Genomic DNA, 16774 nt, shown 5'->3' on the forward strand with positions numbered 1-16774 from the left:
GTCAGCGCTGCTCTCCGCTGGCGCTCCGTCGACGCAGGGTCCACAGAGTCGCACCAGCGAGGATCAGTGCTGCCGCGATGCCGCCGGTGAGCGGACCGTTGAGGTCCACACCGGTGGCCGGGAGGGCTTTACCCCCACCGCCGGCCGCGGCGACGGGTTGGGCCGTCACCGTGAAGGCGGTGTTCTCCCGCTCGGTCGGGAGTTCACCCGAGACCGAACCGCGGACGTCCACACGGTGAGCACCGAGCTGGAAGTCGGCGCCGACCGCGAAGGTCATGCGCGCCGAGCCCGAGGCGTCAGCGGTCACCGGGGTGAGTTCGAACGGGGTGGAGTTCACCGTGGCCGAGATGGTCTCGCCGGGCTGGAAGCCCGTGAGGATCACGGTCTGGGTCACGCCGGTTCCCCGGACGATCTGCGTGAGTGCGACGTCGGCGCGCGCCTGGGTGGTCACGCCACCGTCGGTCGCGTCGCTGTCGGTCGCGTCGGCGTCCACCGCGTCGGCGTCGGTCGCGTCGGCGGCGTCGGCATCTGCGGCGTCAGCGTCCGTCGCGTCGGCGTCGGTCGCGTCGGCGTCGGCGACATCGGTCGCGTCGGCGTCGGCGACATCGGTCGCGTCGGCGTCGGTCGCGTCAGCGTCCGTCGCGTCAGCGTCCACGGCATCGATGTCGAGCTGGTCGAGCGCGTCAGCGATGTCCAGCTGATCCAGCGCGTCAGCGATGTCCAGCTGATCCAGCGCGTCAGCGATGTCCAGCTGATCCAGCGCGTCAGCGATGTCCAGCTGATCGAGCGCGTCAGCGATGTCCAGCTGATCCAGCGCGTCAGCGATGTCCAGCTGATCCAGCGCGTCAGCCACGTCGAGACCGTCGGCATCGATGTCGAGCACATCCAGCGCATCCACGTCAACGGCATCCGCATCCGCCACGTCGGCGTCCGCACCGTCGGCGTCGATGTCGAGCACGTCGGCGTCGGCGTCGAGGATGTCGATGTCCAGCGCATCGGCGTCGATCAGATCGAGATCCAGACCGTCCGCGTCCGCGTCGATGTCGGCCACGTCGGCGTCAGCGTCGAGCACGTCCGCGTCGGCGTCGATGTCCAGGGCGTCGAGAACGTCCGTCACATCGATGTCCAGCACGTCCAGCGCGTCGGCGTCGGCCACATCGGCGTCCGCACCGTCGGCGTCGATGTCGAGCACGTCGGCGTCGGCGTCGAGGATGTCGATGTCCAGCGCATCGGCGTCGATCAGATCGAGATCCAGACCGTCCGCGTCCGCGTCGATGTCGGCCACGTCGGCGTCAGCGTCGAGCACGTCCGCGTCGGCGTCGATGTCCAGGGCGTCGAGAACGTCCGTCACATCGATGTCCAGCACGTCCAGCGCATCCACGTCAGCGGCATCCGCGTCCGCCGCATCAGCATCCGCGTCCACCAGGTCGGCATCTGCGACGTCCACGTCGGCGGCGTCGGCGTCTGCGGCCGCGGCGCTGATCGAGAACGAGGCGGAGTCGCTCGAACCGTCGATGTCCTGCACGGCGGTGGCCGTGAACTCGCCCACGCCCACCTCGTCGAACGTGACGCTCCACAGACCGCTCGGCAGCACCGTCGTCGTCTCGACGTCACCGTTCGAAAGCGTGACCTCGATCTCGGCGCCGGCCTGGCCGGTGCCCGAGACGGTGACCGTGCGCGTCGCGTCCGGCTCGCCGACCTCGTACTCGGTGCCGTCGATCGGGGTGGTGATGGTCACCGGCGTGGCCAGCACGACCGAGAAGTCGACCGTGTCGGTCGAGCCGTCGGCGTCCTGCAGGGCCGTGGCGGTGTAGTCGCCGATCGGCAGGTCCTCGAACGTGACGGTCCACTCACCGTTGTCGGCGACGACGGTGTCCTCGATGGCGCCGTTGTCGAGCTCGACCGTGACGGTCGAGCCGGGCGATCCGGTACCGGAGACGGTCACCGTGGTGACATCGTCCGCGGCTCCGACCGCGATCTCGGTGCCGTCGGCGGGCTGCTCGATCACGACGTCGGGCGTCTCGGCGATCGAGAAGTCGACCGTGTCGGTCGACCCGTCGATCTCCTGCGTGACGGTGACGGTGTAGTCGCCGATGGGCAGGTCCTCGAACGTCGCCGTCCAGGTGCCCTCGGGGGTGACCGTCACGGTCTGCGTCTCGTCGCCGATGACGACCTCGACGTCCGACCCTGGCGAGCCGGTACCGGTGACGATCACGTCGGACGTGTCATCGGCACCGGGCACCACGATGATCTGGTCGGGCGTCGGGGTGAGGATGGCCACGTCGGGCGCCTCGACGACCGAGAAGGTCACGTCGGCGGTGGTGCCGTCGGCATCCTGCGTGGCGGTCGCGGTGTACTCGCCGACCGGCAGGTCGGGGAAGGTGACCGTCCAGGTGCCGCCCTCGCCGACCGTCGTGACCTGGTCCTCCTGACCCTCGATCGAGACGGTGATCTCGGCGCCGATCTCACCGGTGCCGGTGATGATGACGTCGGAGACGTCGTCCGCGTCGGGCACCACGAAGGCGGTGCCGTCCTCCGGGCTGACGATGGTCACGTCGGCGTTGTCGTCGAGTGCGTTCGGTCCGACGGTGGCGTTGGCCAGCTCGATGGTCGTCGCGATCGAGCCGGGGAGGATCGTCACGATGACGCCCGTCTCGGAGAACACGCCAGGCGAAGGCTCGCTCTGGTTGTTGACGGTCACGGTGACGAGCTGCGGCAGGATCTCGTCCAGCGCGGGTGTCAGCAGCGTGGTGACCGGGGCGGCCACGGCCTCGACGGTCGCCCCGAGGTTCGTCAGCAGCGTCTCCAGGGGCGTCGTCAAACCGTCGACGAGTCCCTGCACGCCGCCTCCGAGCCCCAGGCCGATGCCGACCAGCTCTACGCCGGTGGTCCGGCCGTCGAGAAGAGCCCCGACCGTGGTGTTCACGTTGAGGACGTTGACACTCCCGAGGCCGAGGTTGACAGACGCTCCGCCCGTGACGCTGAGCCCGCGAACCGCGTCGACGAGAGCCTCGTTCACGTCGTCGACGAGACCACCGACGAGCGCGGCGACGGCGTCGCCGATCTCGCCGACCGTCTCGGACCCGAGGATGTTCGTTCCGGGAGCGAGGCCATTGAGGGGCTGGATCGCGTCGAGGTCCACGATGATCTCACCCGTGGAGAGATCGATGATCACCCCGGGGTACTCGGGAGAGGTGAGCTGCCCCTGCAGAAGCCCCGCGATCGCGTCGGTGAGGCTCGTGGTGCTCACGGAGAGGTTCGCCGTGACCAGGCCGCCGAGCGGTCCGAGGAGCGTGGCGAGCGTGCTGTTCAGGCCGGTGTCGACGTTGTCGACCGTGCCCTGCGCTCCGGCCACCGCGGCGTTCAGGTCGGCCGTCAGATCGGAGAGGGTCGCACTGTCGATGACGAGCTGGCCACCGGCGATCGTGTAGTCGCGAACCAGCTCGGGTTCGCCGTCCGCCGTTGCCTGAAGAGAGGCGCGGGCCGAAACGGCATCCAGCGTGAGGTCCACATCGGCGAGCTCGGCGATCAGTTCGGCGGCGACGGACCCGGCGAGGGCGTCGACCGCTCCGCCGAGGCTCACGTTCAGCGGGCCGGTCGCGGGCGCACCGGTGCCGATGACACCGCCCGAGCCCACCGCTCCTGAGGCGCCGACGGAGCCGCCGTCGGGGTCGGCCTCGGCGTACTGCCCGACCACACCGAGGGAGCCGAGGTCGACGGGGACCTGGATGCCGCCGGGCACGGTGACGTTCACGACGCCGAGCGCCGTGAGGTCCAGCGTGTTGTAGTCGACGACCGTCGGCTCAGTGCCGTCGTTGGTCGCCGCGGCACCCTCGATCTCGGCGATCGCGTCGAGATCGATGAGGCTGAGGATCGAACCGCCCAGGAACGTGCCCGTCGCATTCGACTCGTCACCGGGGGCGGCGTTCGCGGCGGTGACGCCGCCGAACAGGCTCAGGGAGGCGGCCCCCACCGCCGCGGCCGTCTTGACCGCCGTCCGTCCTACTCGGGAGCGAGACCACAGTCCGCTCCTCTTCCGTGTCCCGGAGCGCCCGGGCGATGCCCCGGACGTCCCCACATCCTCGCGATCCATAGCGATGCTCCTGTACCTGGTGCTCGGGGAACCGCGAATGCAGCACCCTCTGCGGCCTTCCGACAGCCGTGCGATCCATTCAAAAGGGCTATGTGCAGGCTGTGAATGCGCGCTGATACGGGGATCGCTACCGGTCCCCGCCCCCGGGGTCACCGGTAGGTACTACTGAGACGGCTACGCACCCGTCGCACCGGACGGTCTTCGTGCCCGCTCGTCGGCGAGTCGGCCAGGCGCCGCTCAGAGCTTGCGCAGGAGGACCGATTCGACGGTGTGGTCGGCGCCCTTCTGCAGCACGAGCTTCGCGCGATGGCGCGTGGGCAGCACGTTCTCTTCGAGGTTGGGGAGGTTGATGTCGCGCCAGTAGCCGAGGGCGCGCTGGACCGCCTCTTCGTCGCTGATGTCGGCGAACACGCGGAAGAACGACGTGGGGTTGGTGAAGGCGTTGTCGCGGAGCGCGAGGAAGCGCTCGACGTACCAGCGCTCGATGTGCGCGGCGTCGGCGTCGACGTAGATCGAGAAGTCGAACAGGTCGGCCACGGCGACGTCGTGCGGCGCGGGCGGAGGCTGCAGCACGTTCAGCCCCTCGACGATCACCACGTCGGGCCGGTGCACGGTGACGTGCGCGTCCGGCATGATGTCGTACCGCACATGCGAGTAGAAGGGCGCCCGGGCCTCTTCGGCACCCGATTTCACCTCGCTGAGGAACTGCACGAGCGCGCGACGGTCGTAGGACTCCGGGAAGCCTTTGCGGTCCATGAGCCCGCGGCGCTCCAGCTCGGCGTTCGGGTAGAGGAAGCCGTCGGTGGTGACCAGCTCCACGCGCGGGGTGTCGGGCCACCTGCTCATCAACTCTCGCAGGAGACGGGCAATCGTCGACTTGCCCACCGCCACGGAGCCGGCGACGCCGATGACGAAGGGGGTCGTGGCATCCGGTTCGCCGAGGAACTCGCTCGTGTCGGCGCCCAACCGGCGGGTCGCACGCGCGTACAGGCTGAGCAGCCGGCTGAGCGGCAGGTAGACCTCGGCGACCTCGCGCGGGTCGAGGCGGTCGCCGATGCCCCGCAGCTGCACGATCTCGTTCTCGGTGAGGGGCTGCTCGAGGCCGCCGGCCATGCGGGCCCAATCGTCGCGGTCGATCTGGCGGTACGGGCTCAGCGACGGTGCGGGAGCGGCTGTCTCGGCGGCGGACACCCGCTCATGCTACCGGCGCCGGCGCGCCCGCCCGCCGAGGCGCGGCAGGCGAGCCCGGGCCGCCCACTACGCTCGGACCGTGCGCCTGGGAGTCCTCGACATCGGTTCGAACACGGTCCATCTGCTCGTCGCCAACGCGCGCGCGGGAGGTCGCCCGACCGCCACGACCTCGCACCGCTCGGTCCTGCGTCTCATGCGCTACCTCCTCCCCGACGGGTCGATCTCCCCCGAGGGCGTGCGGGGACTGGTGGATGCCGTCACCGCGGCGCGCGATCGCGCCCGCGCCGAGGGGGTCGACGAGCTCCTCGCGACGGCGACCTCGGCGGTGCGCGAGGCCACGAACGGCGAGCAGGTGATCGCGCTCATCGAGGAGGCGCTCGGACAGAGCCTGCAGGTGCTCGGCGGGGAGACCGAGGCGCGCTACACCTACCTCGCGGTGCGCCGCTGGTTCGGATGGTCGGCGGGGCAGATCTTGCTGTTCGACATCGGCGGCGGCTCGCTCGAGATCGCCGGAGGCGCCGACGAACTGCCCGACCTCGCTGAATCGGTGCCGCTCGGCGCCGGGCGCTCCACCGTGCGGTTCCTGCCGCACGACCCGCCCGCCGCGGACGAGATCGACGCGCTGCGCCAGCACGCGGCATCCGTCCTCGCCCCCGTCGCGGAACGCTTCGCCGCCCTCCCCCGGCCGGATCACGTGGTGGGCTCCTCGAAGGCGATCCGCTCGCTCGCGAAGCTCGCCGGGTACCCCGTGCCCGGGTGGTCGGGCATCGACCGCATGGTGCTGCCGCGACGTGAGCTGAAGGACTGGATCCCCCGGCTCGCCCGCATCCCCGCCGACGCCCGCGAGGCGCTGCCCGGGATCACCGCCGACCGCACGTTCCAGATCGTCGCGGCGGCGATCGTGGTGGAGCGCGCGATGAAGGCGATGGACGTCGACGAGCTCGAGGTCTCGCCCTGGGCGCTGCGCGAGGGCGTGCTGCTGCGCTACATCGAGTCGCTCGAGTACTGAGACGACGAAGGCCCAGGGCCCCCGATGAACGGAGGTCCCTGAGCCTGTCGAAGGGACCGGACTCTACAGCGCCAGACGCTCCCGCACGACGTCGGCGAGCCGGTCGGCGTGCGTCCGCGCGGTGTGCTCGTCGGCCGCTTCGACCATCACGCGCACGAGCGGCTCGGTGCCCGAGGCGCGCAGCAGCACGCGTCCGGAGTCGCCGAGCTCGGCGGTCGAGGCGGCGACGGCCTCCTGCACGCCCTCGTCGTCCACGCCGTCGCGATCGACGCCGCGCACGTTGACGAGCACCTGCGGATACACCGTCATGATCGAGGCGAGCTCGGCGAGGGTCTTGTTCTGCCGCGCCATCTCGGCCACGAGGTGCAGGCCCGTGAGCAGCCCGTCGCCGGTGGTGGCGAACTCGCTCATGATGACGTGACCGGACTGCTCACCGCCGAGCGAGTACCCGCCCTCGTTCATCGCCTCGAGGACGTACCGGTCGCCGACAGCGGTCTGCAGGACCCGGATGCCGCGCTCCTGCATCGCCCGATGCAGACCGAGGTTGCTCATGACCGTCGCCACGAGAGTGTCGTCCTTGAGGGCGCCGCGCTCCTGCATGGCGGCCGCGAGGATCGCCATGATCTGATCGCCGTCGACGACGTTGCCCTGCGCGTCGACCGCGAGGCAGCGGTCGGCGTCGCCGTCGTGCGCGATGCCGACGTCGGCGCCCAGACGCACGACCGCTTCCGCGAGCACGTCGAGATGCGTCGATCCGACGCCGTCGTTGATGTTGAGCCCGTCGGGCTCGGCACCGATGACGGTGACGATCGCGCCGGCGTCCTTGAAGGTCTCGGGCGAGACTCCGGCGGCCGCGCCGTGCGCGCAGTCAAGCACCACGTGGATGCCGTCGAGCCGGTGCGGCAGCGAGCCGAGCAGGTGCAGGACGTACCGGTCCTCCGCGTCGGCGAAGCGACGGATGCGGCCGACGCCGGCACCGGTCGGCTGCAGGCGGTCCCACTCCAACGCGCGCTCGATGCGCTGCTCGACGACGTCGGGGAGCTTGGTGCCGCCGCGGGCGAAGATCTTGATGCCGTTGTCAGGGGCCGGGTTGTGCGACGCGGACACCATGACGCCGAAATCGGCGTCGCGGTCGGCGATGAGGAACGCCGTCGCCGGGGTGGGGATCACACCGGCGTCGAGGACGTCGACGCCCGAGGATGCCAGTCCTGCCGAGACCGCGGCCGCGAGGAACTCCCCCGAGACGCGCGGGTCGCGCGCGACGACGGCCGTGAGCCGACGGCCCTCGGCCTTTCGCGCTTCCGCAGAACGGCCCTGGCCCAGGACGACGGCAGTCGCCTGGGCCAGGTGCAGCGCGAGTTCGGCGGTGAGGAGGCCGTTGGCCAGCCCCCGCACCCCGTCCGTGCCGAAAAGAGGCATACGGAGGATCGAACTCAGCGCTTGGAGTACTGAGGCGCCTTGCGGGCCTTCTTGAGACCGGCCTTCTTGCGCTCCTTGACGCGAGCGTCGCGCGAGAGGAAGCCGGCCTTCTTGAGGGTCGGGCGGTTGTTCTCGGCGTCGATCTCGTTGAGCGCACGGGCGATACCCAGGCGCAGCGCGCCGGCCTGGCCCGAGGGGCCGCCACCGGAGATGCGCGCGATCACGTCGTACGAGCCCGCGAGCTCGAGCACCGTGAACGGGTCGTTGATCAGCTGCTGGTGCAGCTTGTTCGGGAAGTAGTCCTCGATCGTGCGGCCGTTGACCGTGATCGTGCCCGAGCCGGGGATGAGGCGCACGCGGGCGATGGCCTGCTTGCGACGGCCGACGGCTGCGCCGGGGACCGAGAGCACGGGGCGCTCGGCGGCGACGGCCGACTGCTCGGCCGGCGTCTCGGTGCTGTAGTTGCTGGAGTCGATGTTCGACACTGTTTCGTCCTTATCCGGCGGCGCTTACTGGGCGACCTGGTCGAAGGTGTATGCCGTGGGCTGCTGGGCACCGTGGGGGTGCTCGGCGCCGCGGTAGACCTTGAGCTTCTTGAGCTGCGCCGCGCCGAGGCTGTTCTTGGGCAGCATGCCGCGGATGGCCTTCTCGACCGCGCGGACGGGGTTCTTCTCGAGCAGTTCGTCGTAGGTGACGGACTTGAGGCCGCCCGGGAAGCCCGAGTGGCGGTAGGCCTTCTTCTGCGTGAGCTTCTGACCCGTGAGCGCCACCTTGTCGGCGTTGATCACGATGACGAAGTCGCCGGAGTCGATGTGGTTGGCGAAGGTGGGCTTGTGCTTGCCGCGGAGGAGGACCGCCGCGTGCGAGGCCAGACGGCCGAGAACGACGTCGGTGGCGTCGATAACGACCCACTCGCGCGTGACCTCAGCGGCCTTGGGGGTGAAAGTGCGCGTCACAGTAGTGCTGCTTTCTTGATCGAACGGAGGAGTTCGTGAATCCCGCTCCGGTGGTCCGTTCTCCTGTCGATGACCGGGGAACAGGGCCGGTGGAGGGCTCACGTTCGGGCAACCCGCTCGCAGAGAGGCGGGCACCAACGACCAAGCTTAGGGCATCGGGATGCCATCGCCAAACGCGCGACGATGCCCCACCCTCCGAAGAGAGCGGGGCATCGTGGCATCCGGTCGCGTCCTCCGCGGGTGCGGGCGAGAAAGGGGACGCGGACGGTCGGTGCTCAGCGCGCGAGGAAGTCGATGAGGACGCGGTTGAACTCCTCGGCGTGGCTGACGTTCACGCCGTGCGGGGCGCCGGCGACGACGTGCAGCTCGCTGCCCGCGATCGCCTCGTGCGTGCGCTTGCCGGACCCTTCGAACGGGACCGTGGCATCGCTGTCGCCGTGGATGACGAGCGTCGGCACCGTCACGTTCGGCAGGTCCTCGCGGAAGTCGGTGGTGGCGAAGGCCTCCATCGACTTCAGCGCGGCGTGGTGGTCGGCCTGGTTCGCGAGGCGCTCCGCCTCGGCGCGATCGGCCTCGGAGACGGCGAGTTCGCCGTCGACCGAGAAGAAGTCGGTCGTGAACTGGTGGTAGAAGGCCTTCTCGTCGTCCTTCAGTCCGTTCTTCATCCCGTCGGCGGTCGCGTCGTCGAGCGGGCCGTCCGGGTTGTCATCGGTCTGCGCGAGGTACGGGGGAACGGCGGCCGCGAAGACCACGCTGTGCACCCGGTCGGAGCCGTGCCGGGTCAGGTAACGCGCGACCTCGCCCCCGCCCATCGAGAAGCCCACGAGCGTGACGTCGCGCAGGTCGAGGGTTTCCAGCACCGCCTGCAGGTCGTCGGCGAAGGTGTCGTAGTCGTAGCCGGAGCGCGGCTTGTCGCTGCGACCGAATCCGCGGCGGTCGTACGTGACGACGCGGTAGCCGGCGCCCTCGATCGCGGGAACCTGGTGGGCCCATGACTCACCCGAGAGGGGCCAGCCGTGGATCAGGACGACGGGTCGCCCGGTGCCGCCGGTGTCGTCGACGTGGAGGTCGATGTCGGTCAGAAGTCCGTGGTGTGCGGTGATCTCGCTCATGTCCCAAATGGTCGGGACCCAACCTGGACGGAAGGGTCCGGTTGACGCATACCTCTCCGGCGGGTATGCGCGCCCATCCACAGCTCGAGCTCGGACGCAAGCTCCCCGCCTCCCGGTGACGGCCTCGTTAGCCTCGCGCCATGGCTTCGACCCGCACCTTCGTGACCGCCCTCGCCACCGCCGGCGTGCTCGCCCTCGGCGGATGCGCGGCGGGCCCCGACACCACCGACGCCGCGACCGACCGCGAGGCCGTGCGCGCGATCACGCTGGCCGAGTCGCAGTCGGGCGGTCGCGCGTTCGAGCTGGAGAGCGACGATGACGAGTGGGAGGTGCACGTGGCGACCGACGGCGGCGAGACCGAGGTGCACGTGAGCGCCGACGGCGGCGAGGTGCGTTCCTCGAGCGACGGCGACGCCCTCGACCCCGACGAACAGGCCCGGCTCGACGCGGCCGTGACCACCCTCGCCGACGCGGTGCGCATCGCCGCAGGCCGCACACCCGGCGGCGCGCGGATCGAGAAGGTCGAGCTCGACGACGAGGGCGGCACGACCGTGTGGGAGGTCGAGACGGGCGGCGGCTCGACCGTTCGCGTCTCGGCGTCCGACGGAGCCGTGCTCTGACCCGAGCAGACCGCGCGCGCCCGCGCAACCCCCGCACCCTCCTCGGGATGGGGGCCGACGGCTCACTACACTCGGCGCATGAGTCACGCTCTCGACGCCGACGGTCATAGTCCGAGCGCCCGGGTGACCCCGGGCGTCTCGTTGCGCACAGCGGGAGGACGACGGTGAACGATCTCGCTCTCAACATCGTGCTCGTGGTGGTGTTCGTGCTCATCGGCGGCGTGTTCGCCGCGACCGAGATGGCCCTGGTCACCCTGCGCGAGAGCCAGGTCAACGCTCTCGCCGCTCGCGGCAAGCGCGGTCAGAAGGTCGCCGACCTCGCCCGTAATCCCAACACGTTCCTCTCCGCGGTGCAGATCGGCGTGACCGTGGCGGGCTTCGCGTCCGCCGCCTACGGCGCCTCCTCGATCGCCCCGTCGGTCACCCCGCTGTTCGTCTCGCTCGGTCTCGACCAGGGCGTCGCGGCCACCGTCGCCACCATCGCGCTCACGCTCGTGATCGCCTACCTGTCGCTCGTGCTCGGCGAGCTCGTCCCCAAGCGCCTCGCCATCCAGCGCAACGCCGCCTTCGCCTACTCCGTCGCCCCGGTGCTGAACGGCTTCGCGAAGCTCATGCGGCCGGTCATCTGGCTGCTGTCGATCTCGACGAACCTGCTCGTGCGCCTGCTCGGCGGGGACCCGAACAAGACCGGCGAGGAGCTGACCGACGAGGAACTGCGCGACATCGTCTCCAGTCATGAGGGGCTCCCCGCCGAGGAGCGCCGCATCCTCGACGACGTGCTGTCGCTGCGCGACCGTCATGTGAGCGAGGTGATGCGCCCGCGCCCCGAGGTGGTGACCCTGGATGCCGGCGGCACCATCGCCGAAGCGATGGATCGCGTGCGTGACCTGCCGTTCTCCCGCTACCCGGTGGCCGAGCAGACGATCGACGACGTGATCGGCTTCGTGCACGTGCGCGACCTGAACGACGATCCCGAGCGCCCGCTCACCGCCGTCATGCGGGAGATCCGCTACATCCCGTCGACCGCGCGGGTGCTTCCGACGCTGACGGCGATGCGCGCCGAGGGCAGCCACATCGCCGTCGTCGTCGACGAGTACGGCGGCACCGATGGGATCGTGACGCTCGAGGACCTCGTCGAGGAGGTGGTCGGTGAGATCTTCGACGAGTACGACACCGATGCCGAGCAGCCGCTCTCGGAGGGAGAGCACGGCACCGTCGAGGGTCGCCTGAACCTGCAGGACTTCGAGGAGGCGACCGGGGTGCCACTCCCCCGCGGCGCGTCCGACACCGTCGGCGGCTTCGTCGTCGAGCGGCTCGGACGGCTGGCCCACGTGGGCGACACCGTCGAGGTCGAGGGCGCGACCCTCCAGGTGAGCGCCGTGGACCGGCGCCGGGTCGCGGAGCTGCTGGTCACCCGGCATCCTGTCGACGACACGGCGGCAGCGCTGGACTGAGTCCGGCGGTACGGCCGCGATCGTGGCGGGGGCGGTCGGCGCCGCCCGTGGACGGCACGAGCGGGAGACTCAGGCGGGGTCTCCTCCGAGCCCGGCGACCGGGTCGCCCAGCTCGAAGTGATGCCCGTTGATGGCGAGCAGGTCACGGTCGCCGTCGGGGAGGAACCCCGAGGGCGCCGTGGCGCTCGCGTCGCTGCGGCTGATCATGCGACCCATGCTCACCCGACGGGGAGCGTCGCGGCAGGGGTTGACAGGCGCCGTCGGGGTCGCGGGTGGCGAGGCGAATCATTCAGTTGTGCACAATTCAGTTGTGTGCAATAGTTCTTGTATGCCCGCCGTCGACGCCCTCGTCTGTTTCGCCCTCTACGCCGCGAACCGCACGACCACCCAGGCCTATCGCGTGCTGCTCGAACCGTGGAACCTGACGTATCCGCAGTACATCGCACTGGTGACGCTGTGGAACGACGGCGAGCAGACGGTGGGCAGCCTCGGCGAGGCGCTGCAGCTCGACTCCGGCACCCTGTCGCCCATGCTCGCGCGCATGGAGGCCTCCGGATACGTCGTCCGCCGTCGCGACGACGACGACGAGCGCGTCGTCATCGTCTCGCTGACCGCGCGCGGCGTCGAGATGCGGGAAGAGCTCGCCCACGTGCCGCAGTGCATCGCCTACGGCGCCGGCCTCACCGATGCCGACAGCGCCCGCGAGCTCATCGACGCCCTCCACCAGCTCACCGAGGCGATGAAGGGCCTGCGCGACCAGCCCGACACCGTCCTCGCGGCGCTGGGCGCCCCCCGCCGCGCCAAGGCGGCCTCGCGTCGTCGCTCCGCGTGACGCCGGAGACCCGGCATCCACGAACCGTCCTCAGAAAGGAACACCCCATGGACGTCCTCTACACCGCTGAAGCCCTCTCCACCGGCGAAGGTCGCAACGGCCACGTCGTCGCCGGCGACCGTATCGACCTCGACGTCGCCGTGCCGAAGGAGATGGGCGGCTCGGGCAACGGCACGAACCCCGAGCAGCTCTTCGCCGCCGGATACGCCGCCTGCTTCCACAGCGCCCTGCACGCGGTGGCGCGCGGCCACAAGGTCAAGCTCGAGGACTCCTCGGTCGGCGGCCGCGTGCAGATCGGCCCGAACGGCCAGGGCGGCTACCAGCTCGCCGTGCTCCTCAAGGTCGTCCTGCCCGGTGTCGAGGGCGAGCTCGCGCAGCAGCTCGCCGACGAGGCGCACCAGGTGTGCCCCTACTCCAACGCCACGCGCGGCAACATCGAGGTCACCGTCACCGTCTCCGAGGACTGACCTCTCCCGACCCCCGTGGCGGGGCGCTGAGCCCCACGTATCGCGCCCCGTCGCGGGCTCTACCCCGCACGACGCCGTCCGCCTCCGCGGGCGGCGTCGTGCTGTCGAGGCCGCATCACGCCAGGCGCAGCTGGTCCTCGCTCTTGCCGTACGACCGGCGGAGCCACTGCCCGAAGCCGGGCTGCGCCAAGCAGGCCGCCGCGCTCCCGCACGTCACCACCGGGTCCTCGGCGGAGTACGAGCGGTACACGTCGACCTTGGCGGCGAGCTCGTCACCCGAGACGTTGGGCGGCTCATGCTGCGACGGATAGCCGATGTAATAGGTCACGGCGGCCGAGGAGACCCCGGCCGCCGGGGCGACGGCGCGCACGAGGGATCCGACGCAGGAGTGGTCGGGGTGATCCCCGCGGGCGAACGCGCTCTCGTGCGGGATGTTCGTGGTGACGTGGTCGGGCCGTCCCGCGTAGATGAGCTCGGCGATCGTGTCGGCCAGGCGGGTGGCATCCAGGGTCGGCCCCCCGTCGATCGGTTCGAGAACCGGGACGAGCCCGTTGATGAGCTGGGTGAGGCCGGCGTCCCCGGTGGTGGGGAAGCCCTTCGCGCTGAGGTTGCCGTCCGGCAGGCGCAGCACCGAGATCGACAGCCGCGGATCGTCGGTCGGGACGAAGCGGGTCACTCGCGCTCCGCTGAGCAAGGTGATCTCGCGGCTCTCCCACGGCCGGTCACTGCCCCGCATCTCGTCGTATGCGGCCCGGATGCCGGCCTCCCGCTGTTGCGCGTAGGCGAGGCCGCGTCCCGCATCGCCCGCCGTGACGAAGACGGTGCGCAGGGTCGCCCCCGAGGCGATCACGCCCGCCAGGTGGGGGTTGGCGAAGATGATGTCGTCGTCGGCGTGCGCCCAGACCGCGACGGTCGTGTCTTCGCCCGGCTCCTCGAACGCCGGCGAATCCCCCCGAGGCGACTCCTCGGGGACGGGGACGATGGGGCTGAGCTCGACCCACGTTCCCTCGGGACCGGCGGAGCGCCGGAGGTCCCGGTAGATCAGAGCGCCTCCGCCGAGAGCGGCGAGGCCCCCCACGGCGAGTCCCCCGAAGACGAGTGCGCGGCGGCTGATCGCCGGGCGCCGCGGCGAACGCGCGTCCTCGCCGCCCGAAGGCTCGTCGATGTCGCTCACACTCGACTCCGTCCTGTGTTGCTCGCCCCCCGGCGACGGATCACACTGCTCGCGCCCGAGGACGCCCCTCGACGCTACCGCGACGCGGGCGTCATCCCCGACGCGAAACCCCGGGCCGCGGGACGAAGACCGCGTCACGACGCGGGAGGCCGGTCTCTCCCGCACGGAACACATCGACGATCCTCAGCGCGCACCTAACCTGGGTCGCGACACTCGCCTCATGCAGACGTCCTCACCGCCGCGGTCACTGTCGCCCGTAGCCCTCCGCGTCCGAGCGGTCCTGAACGAATGGGACCCCATCGGCGTGCACCACATCGGGCACGGGTGGCCCGATGACGAGTACGACGATCTGATCGTGCCGATCCTCGAGGCGCTCGACGTCGAACCCACCGTGGACGAACTGGCCGGCGAGCTCCGCTCGGTCGTCGAGGTCGACTACGGTCTGCCGGCGCCGGATGGATGCCACGAGGCGGCGCGCTCGCTCCTGGCGCTCGCGCGCTGAGCTCTACCGAGCCGCAGGCTCGGGTGCAAGCCCTCCGAGCCCCTCGGACGCGGCCCCTATCGTGCTCGTCATGGTCGATCTCTCCCGCGCGCAGACTCCCGATCCCTACCCGCTCCTCCCCGCCGCCGCGTCCTTCGACGTGGCCAGCGACGACGTCGTCGACGGGGCCCCGCTGAAGGACGACCAGGTCGCCGACAAGGGCAACACCTCTCCGCACCTGCGGTGGACAGGTGCGCCCGAGGGCACGAAGTCGTTCGTCGTGACGTGCTTCGACCCCGACGCCCCCACCCCGAGCGGGTTCTGGCACTGGGTGCTGGTCGACGTTCCCGCCGACGTCCACGAGCTCGCGACCGGCGCCTCCGCCGGCGAGCTGCCCGGAAGCGCCTTCCACGTGCGCAACGACGGCGGAGAGCCCGGCTTCATGGGGGCCGCGCCGCCGCAGGGCGACCAGCCCCACCGCTACTTCTTCGTCGTGCATGCCGTCGGCGAGGAGACCCTCGGAGTCGATCCGGATGCCACCCCCGCCGTCGTGTCGTTCAACCTGGCCTTCAAGACCCTCGGCCGGGCCATCCTGCACGGCACTTACGCGCACTGAGGACGAGCGATGACGCACCGTAACGACGCCTTCGACAAGGACGAGACCATCGCCGATGTCGAGGATCGCATCTCGTCGCGCCTTCCCGAGGCGCCCGCCGAGATCGTCCATGAGGAGGCGGTCGTGGCCGTCGAGAAGTACGCCGACGCGCCCGTGAAGGACTTCGTCGACATCATCGCCGAGCGCGAGGCGCGCGCCGCGGTCCAGGAGACGCTTCAGGCCGACTGAGCGCCGAGGGCTCAGCCCATCTGCAGTTCGGCCTCGGCCTTCGGGTACGAGCGCCGCAGCCACTCGCCGAACTTGCGCGTGCCGAGGCAGGCGTTGCGGTCGGCGCAGCGGATGACCTCGTCCTGCTGCGTGTAGATGCGGTACGTGTCGACCTTGGTGTCGAGCGTCGCGCCGTCGACGTTGCGCGGGAGATCGGCGGAAGGATAGCCGACGAAGTACCGGATGCCGGGGCCCACCGCCGGGTCGGAGCTCAACGTGTCGCGCACGAGCGTGCCGACCAGGGAGTGGTCGGGGTGGTCGCCCGGGGCGAAGGCGCTGCCCCGGGGGATGTGGGTCAGCAGGTGGGTCGGCGCGAAGGCCCCCGCGAGCTCGCGGAGGGATGCGACCAGCTGATCGCGGGAGACGCCCGCACCTCCGTCGAAGGGCGAGATCGCCGGGATGACTCCGTCGTAGAGCTTCGAGAGGGTCGCATGGCCGGTGGCGTCGAACCCGGCACCGGTGATGTTGCCGTCGGGAAGGCGGAGGAACAGCACCGAGACCCGAGGGTCACCCTGGGGCGTCAGCCGCCGGACGTGCAGGCCCGAGTCCAACGTCAGGTCGGTGGCGTCCCACAGGCCGTCGGCCCCGCGCATCGCGTTGTAGGCGCGCAGGATGCCGAGCTCGCGCCCGCTCACGTAGCGCCCGCCCTTGCCGGCGTCTCCCGCCGTCACGAAGACCGTGCGCACGCACTCGCCCGCGGCGATGGCACTGGAGATCGTCGGGTTGGCGAAGATGATGTCGTCGTCGGGGTGCGCCCAGATGCTCAGGGTCGTGGGCGCCCCCTCGCAGATCTGGGTCGCCGGCGACACGGGTGGGGCCGGGACGGTCGGCGCGGGCGTCGCGGGGGCCTCCGGAATGGCTGTCGGCGTAGGAGAGGCGGTCGGCGCCGGCGTCGGCGTGGGCGCAGAGACCGTGGCGGTGGGCGATGCGGCGACCGGCGTCGGCTCGGGCCGCAGCAGCGCGAACGCGAAGACGCCGGCCACGGCGGCCACGACGATCGCGGCGACCGCGATCGCGGCGATGAGTCCGGCGGATCCGCGCCGTCTCCGTGGCGGCCGGGACGGCGTCGTCTCGCGTGACATC

17 protein-coding genes are annotated in these 16774 nt (G+C 70.8%); 8 read left to right on the forward strand and 9 right to left on the reverse strand.

What is annotated here, in order from left to right; translation table 11 throughout:
* Position 1: 1 nt before the first annotated feature.
* A complete protein-coding gene (locus tag Q9R20_RS03265) occupies positions 2 to 3973 on the reverse strand; it encodes a choice-of-anchor G family protein (protein WP_311247986.1) in 3972 nt (1323 codons plus the stop codon).
* Between the two features lie 357 nt (positions 3974 to 4330).
* Entirely contained in the window at positions 4331 to 5284 is a 954-nt protein-coding gene (gene coaA, locus Q9R20_RS03270; RefSeq protein WP_311247987.1) for a type I pantothenate kinase, read from the reverse strand.
* Positions 5285 to 5363: 79 nt separating this feature from the next.
* Between coaA and Q9R20_RS03275 the strand changes: the two genes are divergently transcribed.
* Positions 5364 to 6293, forward strand: a complete 930-nt coding sequence (locus tag Q9R20_RS03275; RefSeq protein WP_311247988.1) for a Ppx/GppA phosphatase family protein — start codon at positions 5364 to 5366, stop codon at positions 6291 to 6293.
* A gap of 63 nt (positions 6294 to 6356) precedes the next feature.
* Here Q9R20_RS03275 and glmM read toward each other — a convergent pair whose 3' ends face one another.
* The 4 genes from glmM to Q9R20_RS03295 all read right to left on the reverse strand — a co-directional run bounded on the left by glmM (position 6357) and on the right by Q9R20_RS03295 (position 9780).
* Positions 6357 to 7712: a phosphoglucosamine mutase gene (gene glmM / locus Q9R20_RS03280; RefSeq protein ID WP_311247989.1), complete on the reverse strand. Its 1356-nt coding sequence runs from the start codon at positions 7710 to 7712 to the stop codon at positions 6357 to 6359.
* Between the two features lie 14 nt (positions 7713 to 7726).
* A complete protein-coding gene (gene rpsI, locus Q9R20_RS03285; RefSeq protein WP_311247990.1) occupies positions 7727 to 8197 on the reverse strand; it encodes a 30S ribosomal protein S9 in 471 nt (156 codons plus the stop codon).
* A 24-nt stretch (positions 8198 to 8221) separates the two neighbouring features.
* Positions 8222 to 8668, reverse strand: coding sequence for a 50S ribosomal protein L13 (gene rplM / locus Q9R20_RS03290; protein WP_295838049.1), 447 nt, complete (start codon positions 8666 to 8668; stop codon positions 8222 to 8224).
* 275 nt (positions 8669 to 8943) lie between these two features.
* Positions 8944 to 9780, reverse strand: a complete 837-nt coding sequence (locus tag Q9R20_RS03295; RefSeq protein WP_311247991.1) for an alpha/beta hydrolase — start codon at positions 9778 to 9780, stop codon at positions 8944 to 8946.
* Between the two features lie 140 nt (positions 9781 to 9920).
* Here Q9R20_RS03295 and Q9R20_RS03300 point away from each other — a divergent pair, with 140 nt between their 5' ends.
* Both Q9R20_RS03300 and Q9R20_RS03305 read left to right on the forward strand, forming a co-directional pair.
* Complete coding sequence (locus Q9R20_RS03300) at positions 9921 to 10400, forward strand: PepSY domain-containing protein (protein ID WP_311247992.1); 480 nt, start codon at positions 9921 to 9923, stop codon at positions 10398 to 10400.
* A gap of 164 nt (positions 10401 to 10564) precedes the next feature.
* Positions 10565 to 11854 (forward strand): hemolysin family protein, encoded by a 1290-nt coding sequence (locus Q9R20_RS03305; RefSeq protein WP_311247993.1) that lies wholly within the window; start codon positions 10565 to 10567, stop codon positions 11852 to 11854.
* 69 nt (positions 11855 to 11923) lie between these two features.
* Here Q9R20_RS03305 and Q9R20_RS03310 read toward each other — a convergent pair whose 3' ends face one another.
* Complete coding sequence (locus tag Q9R20_RS03310; RefSeq protein ID WP_311247994.1) at positions 11924 to 12061, reverse strand: hypothetical protein; 138 nt, start codon at positions 12059 to 12061, stop codon at positions 11924 to 11926.
* Positions 12062 to 12182: 121 nt separating this feature from the next.
* Between Q9R20_RS03310 and Q9R20_RS03315 the strand changes: the two genes are divergently transcribed.
* Both Q9R20_RS03315 and Q9R20_RS03320 read left to right on the forward strand, forming a co-directional pair.
* Positions 12183 to 12686, forward strand: a complete 504-nt coding sequence (locus Q9R20_RS03315) for a MarR family winged helix-turn-helix transcriptional regulator (protein ID WP_311247995.1) — start codon at positions 12183 to 12185, stop codon at positions 12684 to 12686.
* A 47-nt stretch (positions 12687 to 12733) separates the two neighbouring features.
* A complete protein-coding gene (locus Q9R20_RS03320) occupies positions 12734 to 13153 on the forward strand; it encodes an organic hydroperoxide resistance protein (protein WP_311247996.1) in 420 nt (139 codons plus the stop codon).
* A 115-nt stretch (positions 13154 to 13268) separates the two neighbouring features.
* On the opposite strand, the gene Q9R20_RS03325 is transcribed toward Q9R20_RS03320, so the two are convergent.
* Positions 13269 to 14327, reverse strand: a complete 1059-nt coding sequence (locus Q9R20_RS03325; protein WP_311247997.1) for a PIG-L family deacetylase — start codon at positions 14325 to 14327, stop codon at positions 13269 to 13271.
* Positions 14328 to 14547: 220 nt separating this feature from the next.
* Here Q9R20_RS03325 and Q9R20_RS03330 point away from each other — a divergent pair, with 220 nt between their 5' ends.
* The 3 genes from Q9R20_RS03330 to Q9R20_RS03340 all read left to right on the forward strand — a co-directional run bounded on the left by Q9R20_RS03330 (position 14548) and on the right by Q9R20_RS03340 (position 15652).
* A complete protein-coding gene (locus Q9R20_RS03330) occupies positions 14548 to 14829 on the forward strand; it encodes a hypothetical protein (protein WP_311247998.1) in 282 nt (93 codons plus the stop codon).
* Positions 14830 to 14899: 70 nt separating this feature from the next.
* Positions 14900 to 15424 carry a YbhB/YbcL family Raf kinase inhibitor-like protein gene (locus tag Q9R20_RS03335; RefSeq protein ID WP_311247999.1) on the forward strand — a complete coding sequence of 175 codons (525 nt, stop codon included), beginning with the start codon at positions 14900 to 14902 and terminating at the stop codon, positions 15422 to 15424.
* A gap of 9 nt (positions 15425 to 15433) precedes the next feature.
* Entirely contained in the window at positions 15434 to 15652 is a 219-nt protein-coding gene (locus Q9R20_RS03340; RefSeq protein WP_311248000.1) for a three-helix bundle dimerization domain-containing protein, read from the forward strand.
* Between the two features lie 11 nt (positions 15653 to 15663).
* Here the strand turns inward: Q9R20_RS03340 and Q9R20_RS03345 are convergent, their stop codons facing one another.
* A complete protein-coding gene (locus tag Q9R20_RS03345) occupies positions 15664 to 16773 on the reverse strand; it encodes a PIG-L family deacetylase (RefSeq protein WP_311248001.1) in 1110 nt (369 codons plus the stop codon).
* Position 16774: the final 1 nt, after the last annotated feature.

The organism is Microbacterium sp. PRF11 (genome assembly GCF_031844085.1).
Classification (GTDB): Bacteria; Actinomycetota; Actinomycetes; order Actinomycetales; family Microbacteriaceae; genus Microbacterium.

What these genes read in the sequence shown, in the direction of transcription:
- glmM (WP_311247989.1), bottom strand. Translation starts at nt 7,712, where the DNA reads ATGCCTCTTTTCGGCACGGACGGGGTGCGGGGGCTGGCCAACGGCCTC.
- Q9R20_RS03300 (WP_311247992.1), top strand. Translation starts at nt 9,921, where the DNA reads ATGGCTTCGACCCGCACCTTCGTGACCGCCCTCGCCACCGCCGGCGTG.
- Q9R20_RS03340 (WP_311248000.1), top strand. Translation starts at nt 15,434, where the DNA reads ATGACGCACCGTAACGACGCCTTCGACAAGGACGAGACCATCGCCGAT.
- Q9R20_RS03315 (WP_311247995.1), top strand. Translation starts at nt 12,183, where the DNA reads ATGCCCGCCGTCGACGCCCTCGTCTGTTTCGCCCTCTACGCCGCGAAC.
- Q9R20_RS03345 (WP_311248001.1), bottom strand. Translation starts at nt 16,773, where the DNA reads ATGTCACGCGAGACGACGCCGTCCCGGCCGCCACGGAGACGGCGCGGA.
- Q9R20_RS03335 (WP_311247999.1), top strand. Translation starts at nt 14,900, where the DNA reads ATGGTCGATCTCTCCCGCGCGCAGACTCCCGATCCCTACCCGCTCCTC.
- Q9R20_RS03295 (WP_311247991.1), bottom strand. Translation starts at nt 9,780, where the DNA reads ATGAGCGAGATCACCGCACACCACGGACTTCTGACCGACATCGACCTC.
- Q9R20_RS03310 (WP_311247994.1), bottom strand. Translation starts at nt 12,061, where the DNA reads ATGATCAGCCGCAGCGACGCGAGCGCCACGGCGCCCTCGGGGTTCCTC.
- Q9R20_RS03320 (WP_311247996.1), top strand. Translation starts at nt 12,734, where the DNA reads ATGGACGTCCTCTACACCGCTGAAGCCCTCTCCACCGGCGAAGGTCGC.
- Q9R20_RS03330 (WP_311247998.1), top strand. Translation starts at nt 14,548, where the DNA reads ATGCAGACGTCCTCACCGCCGCGGTCACTGTCGCCCGTAGCCCTCCGC.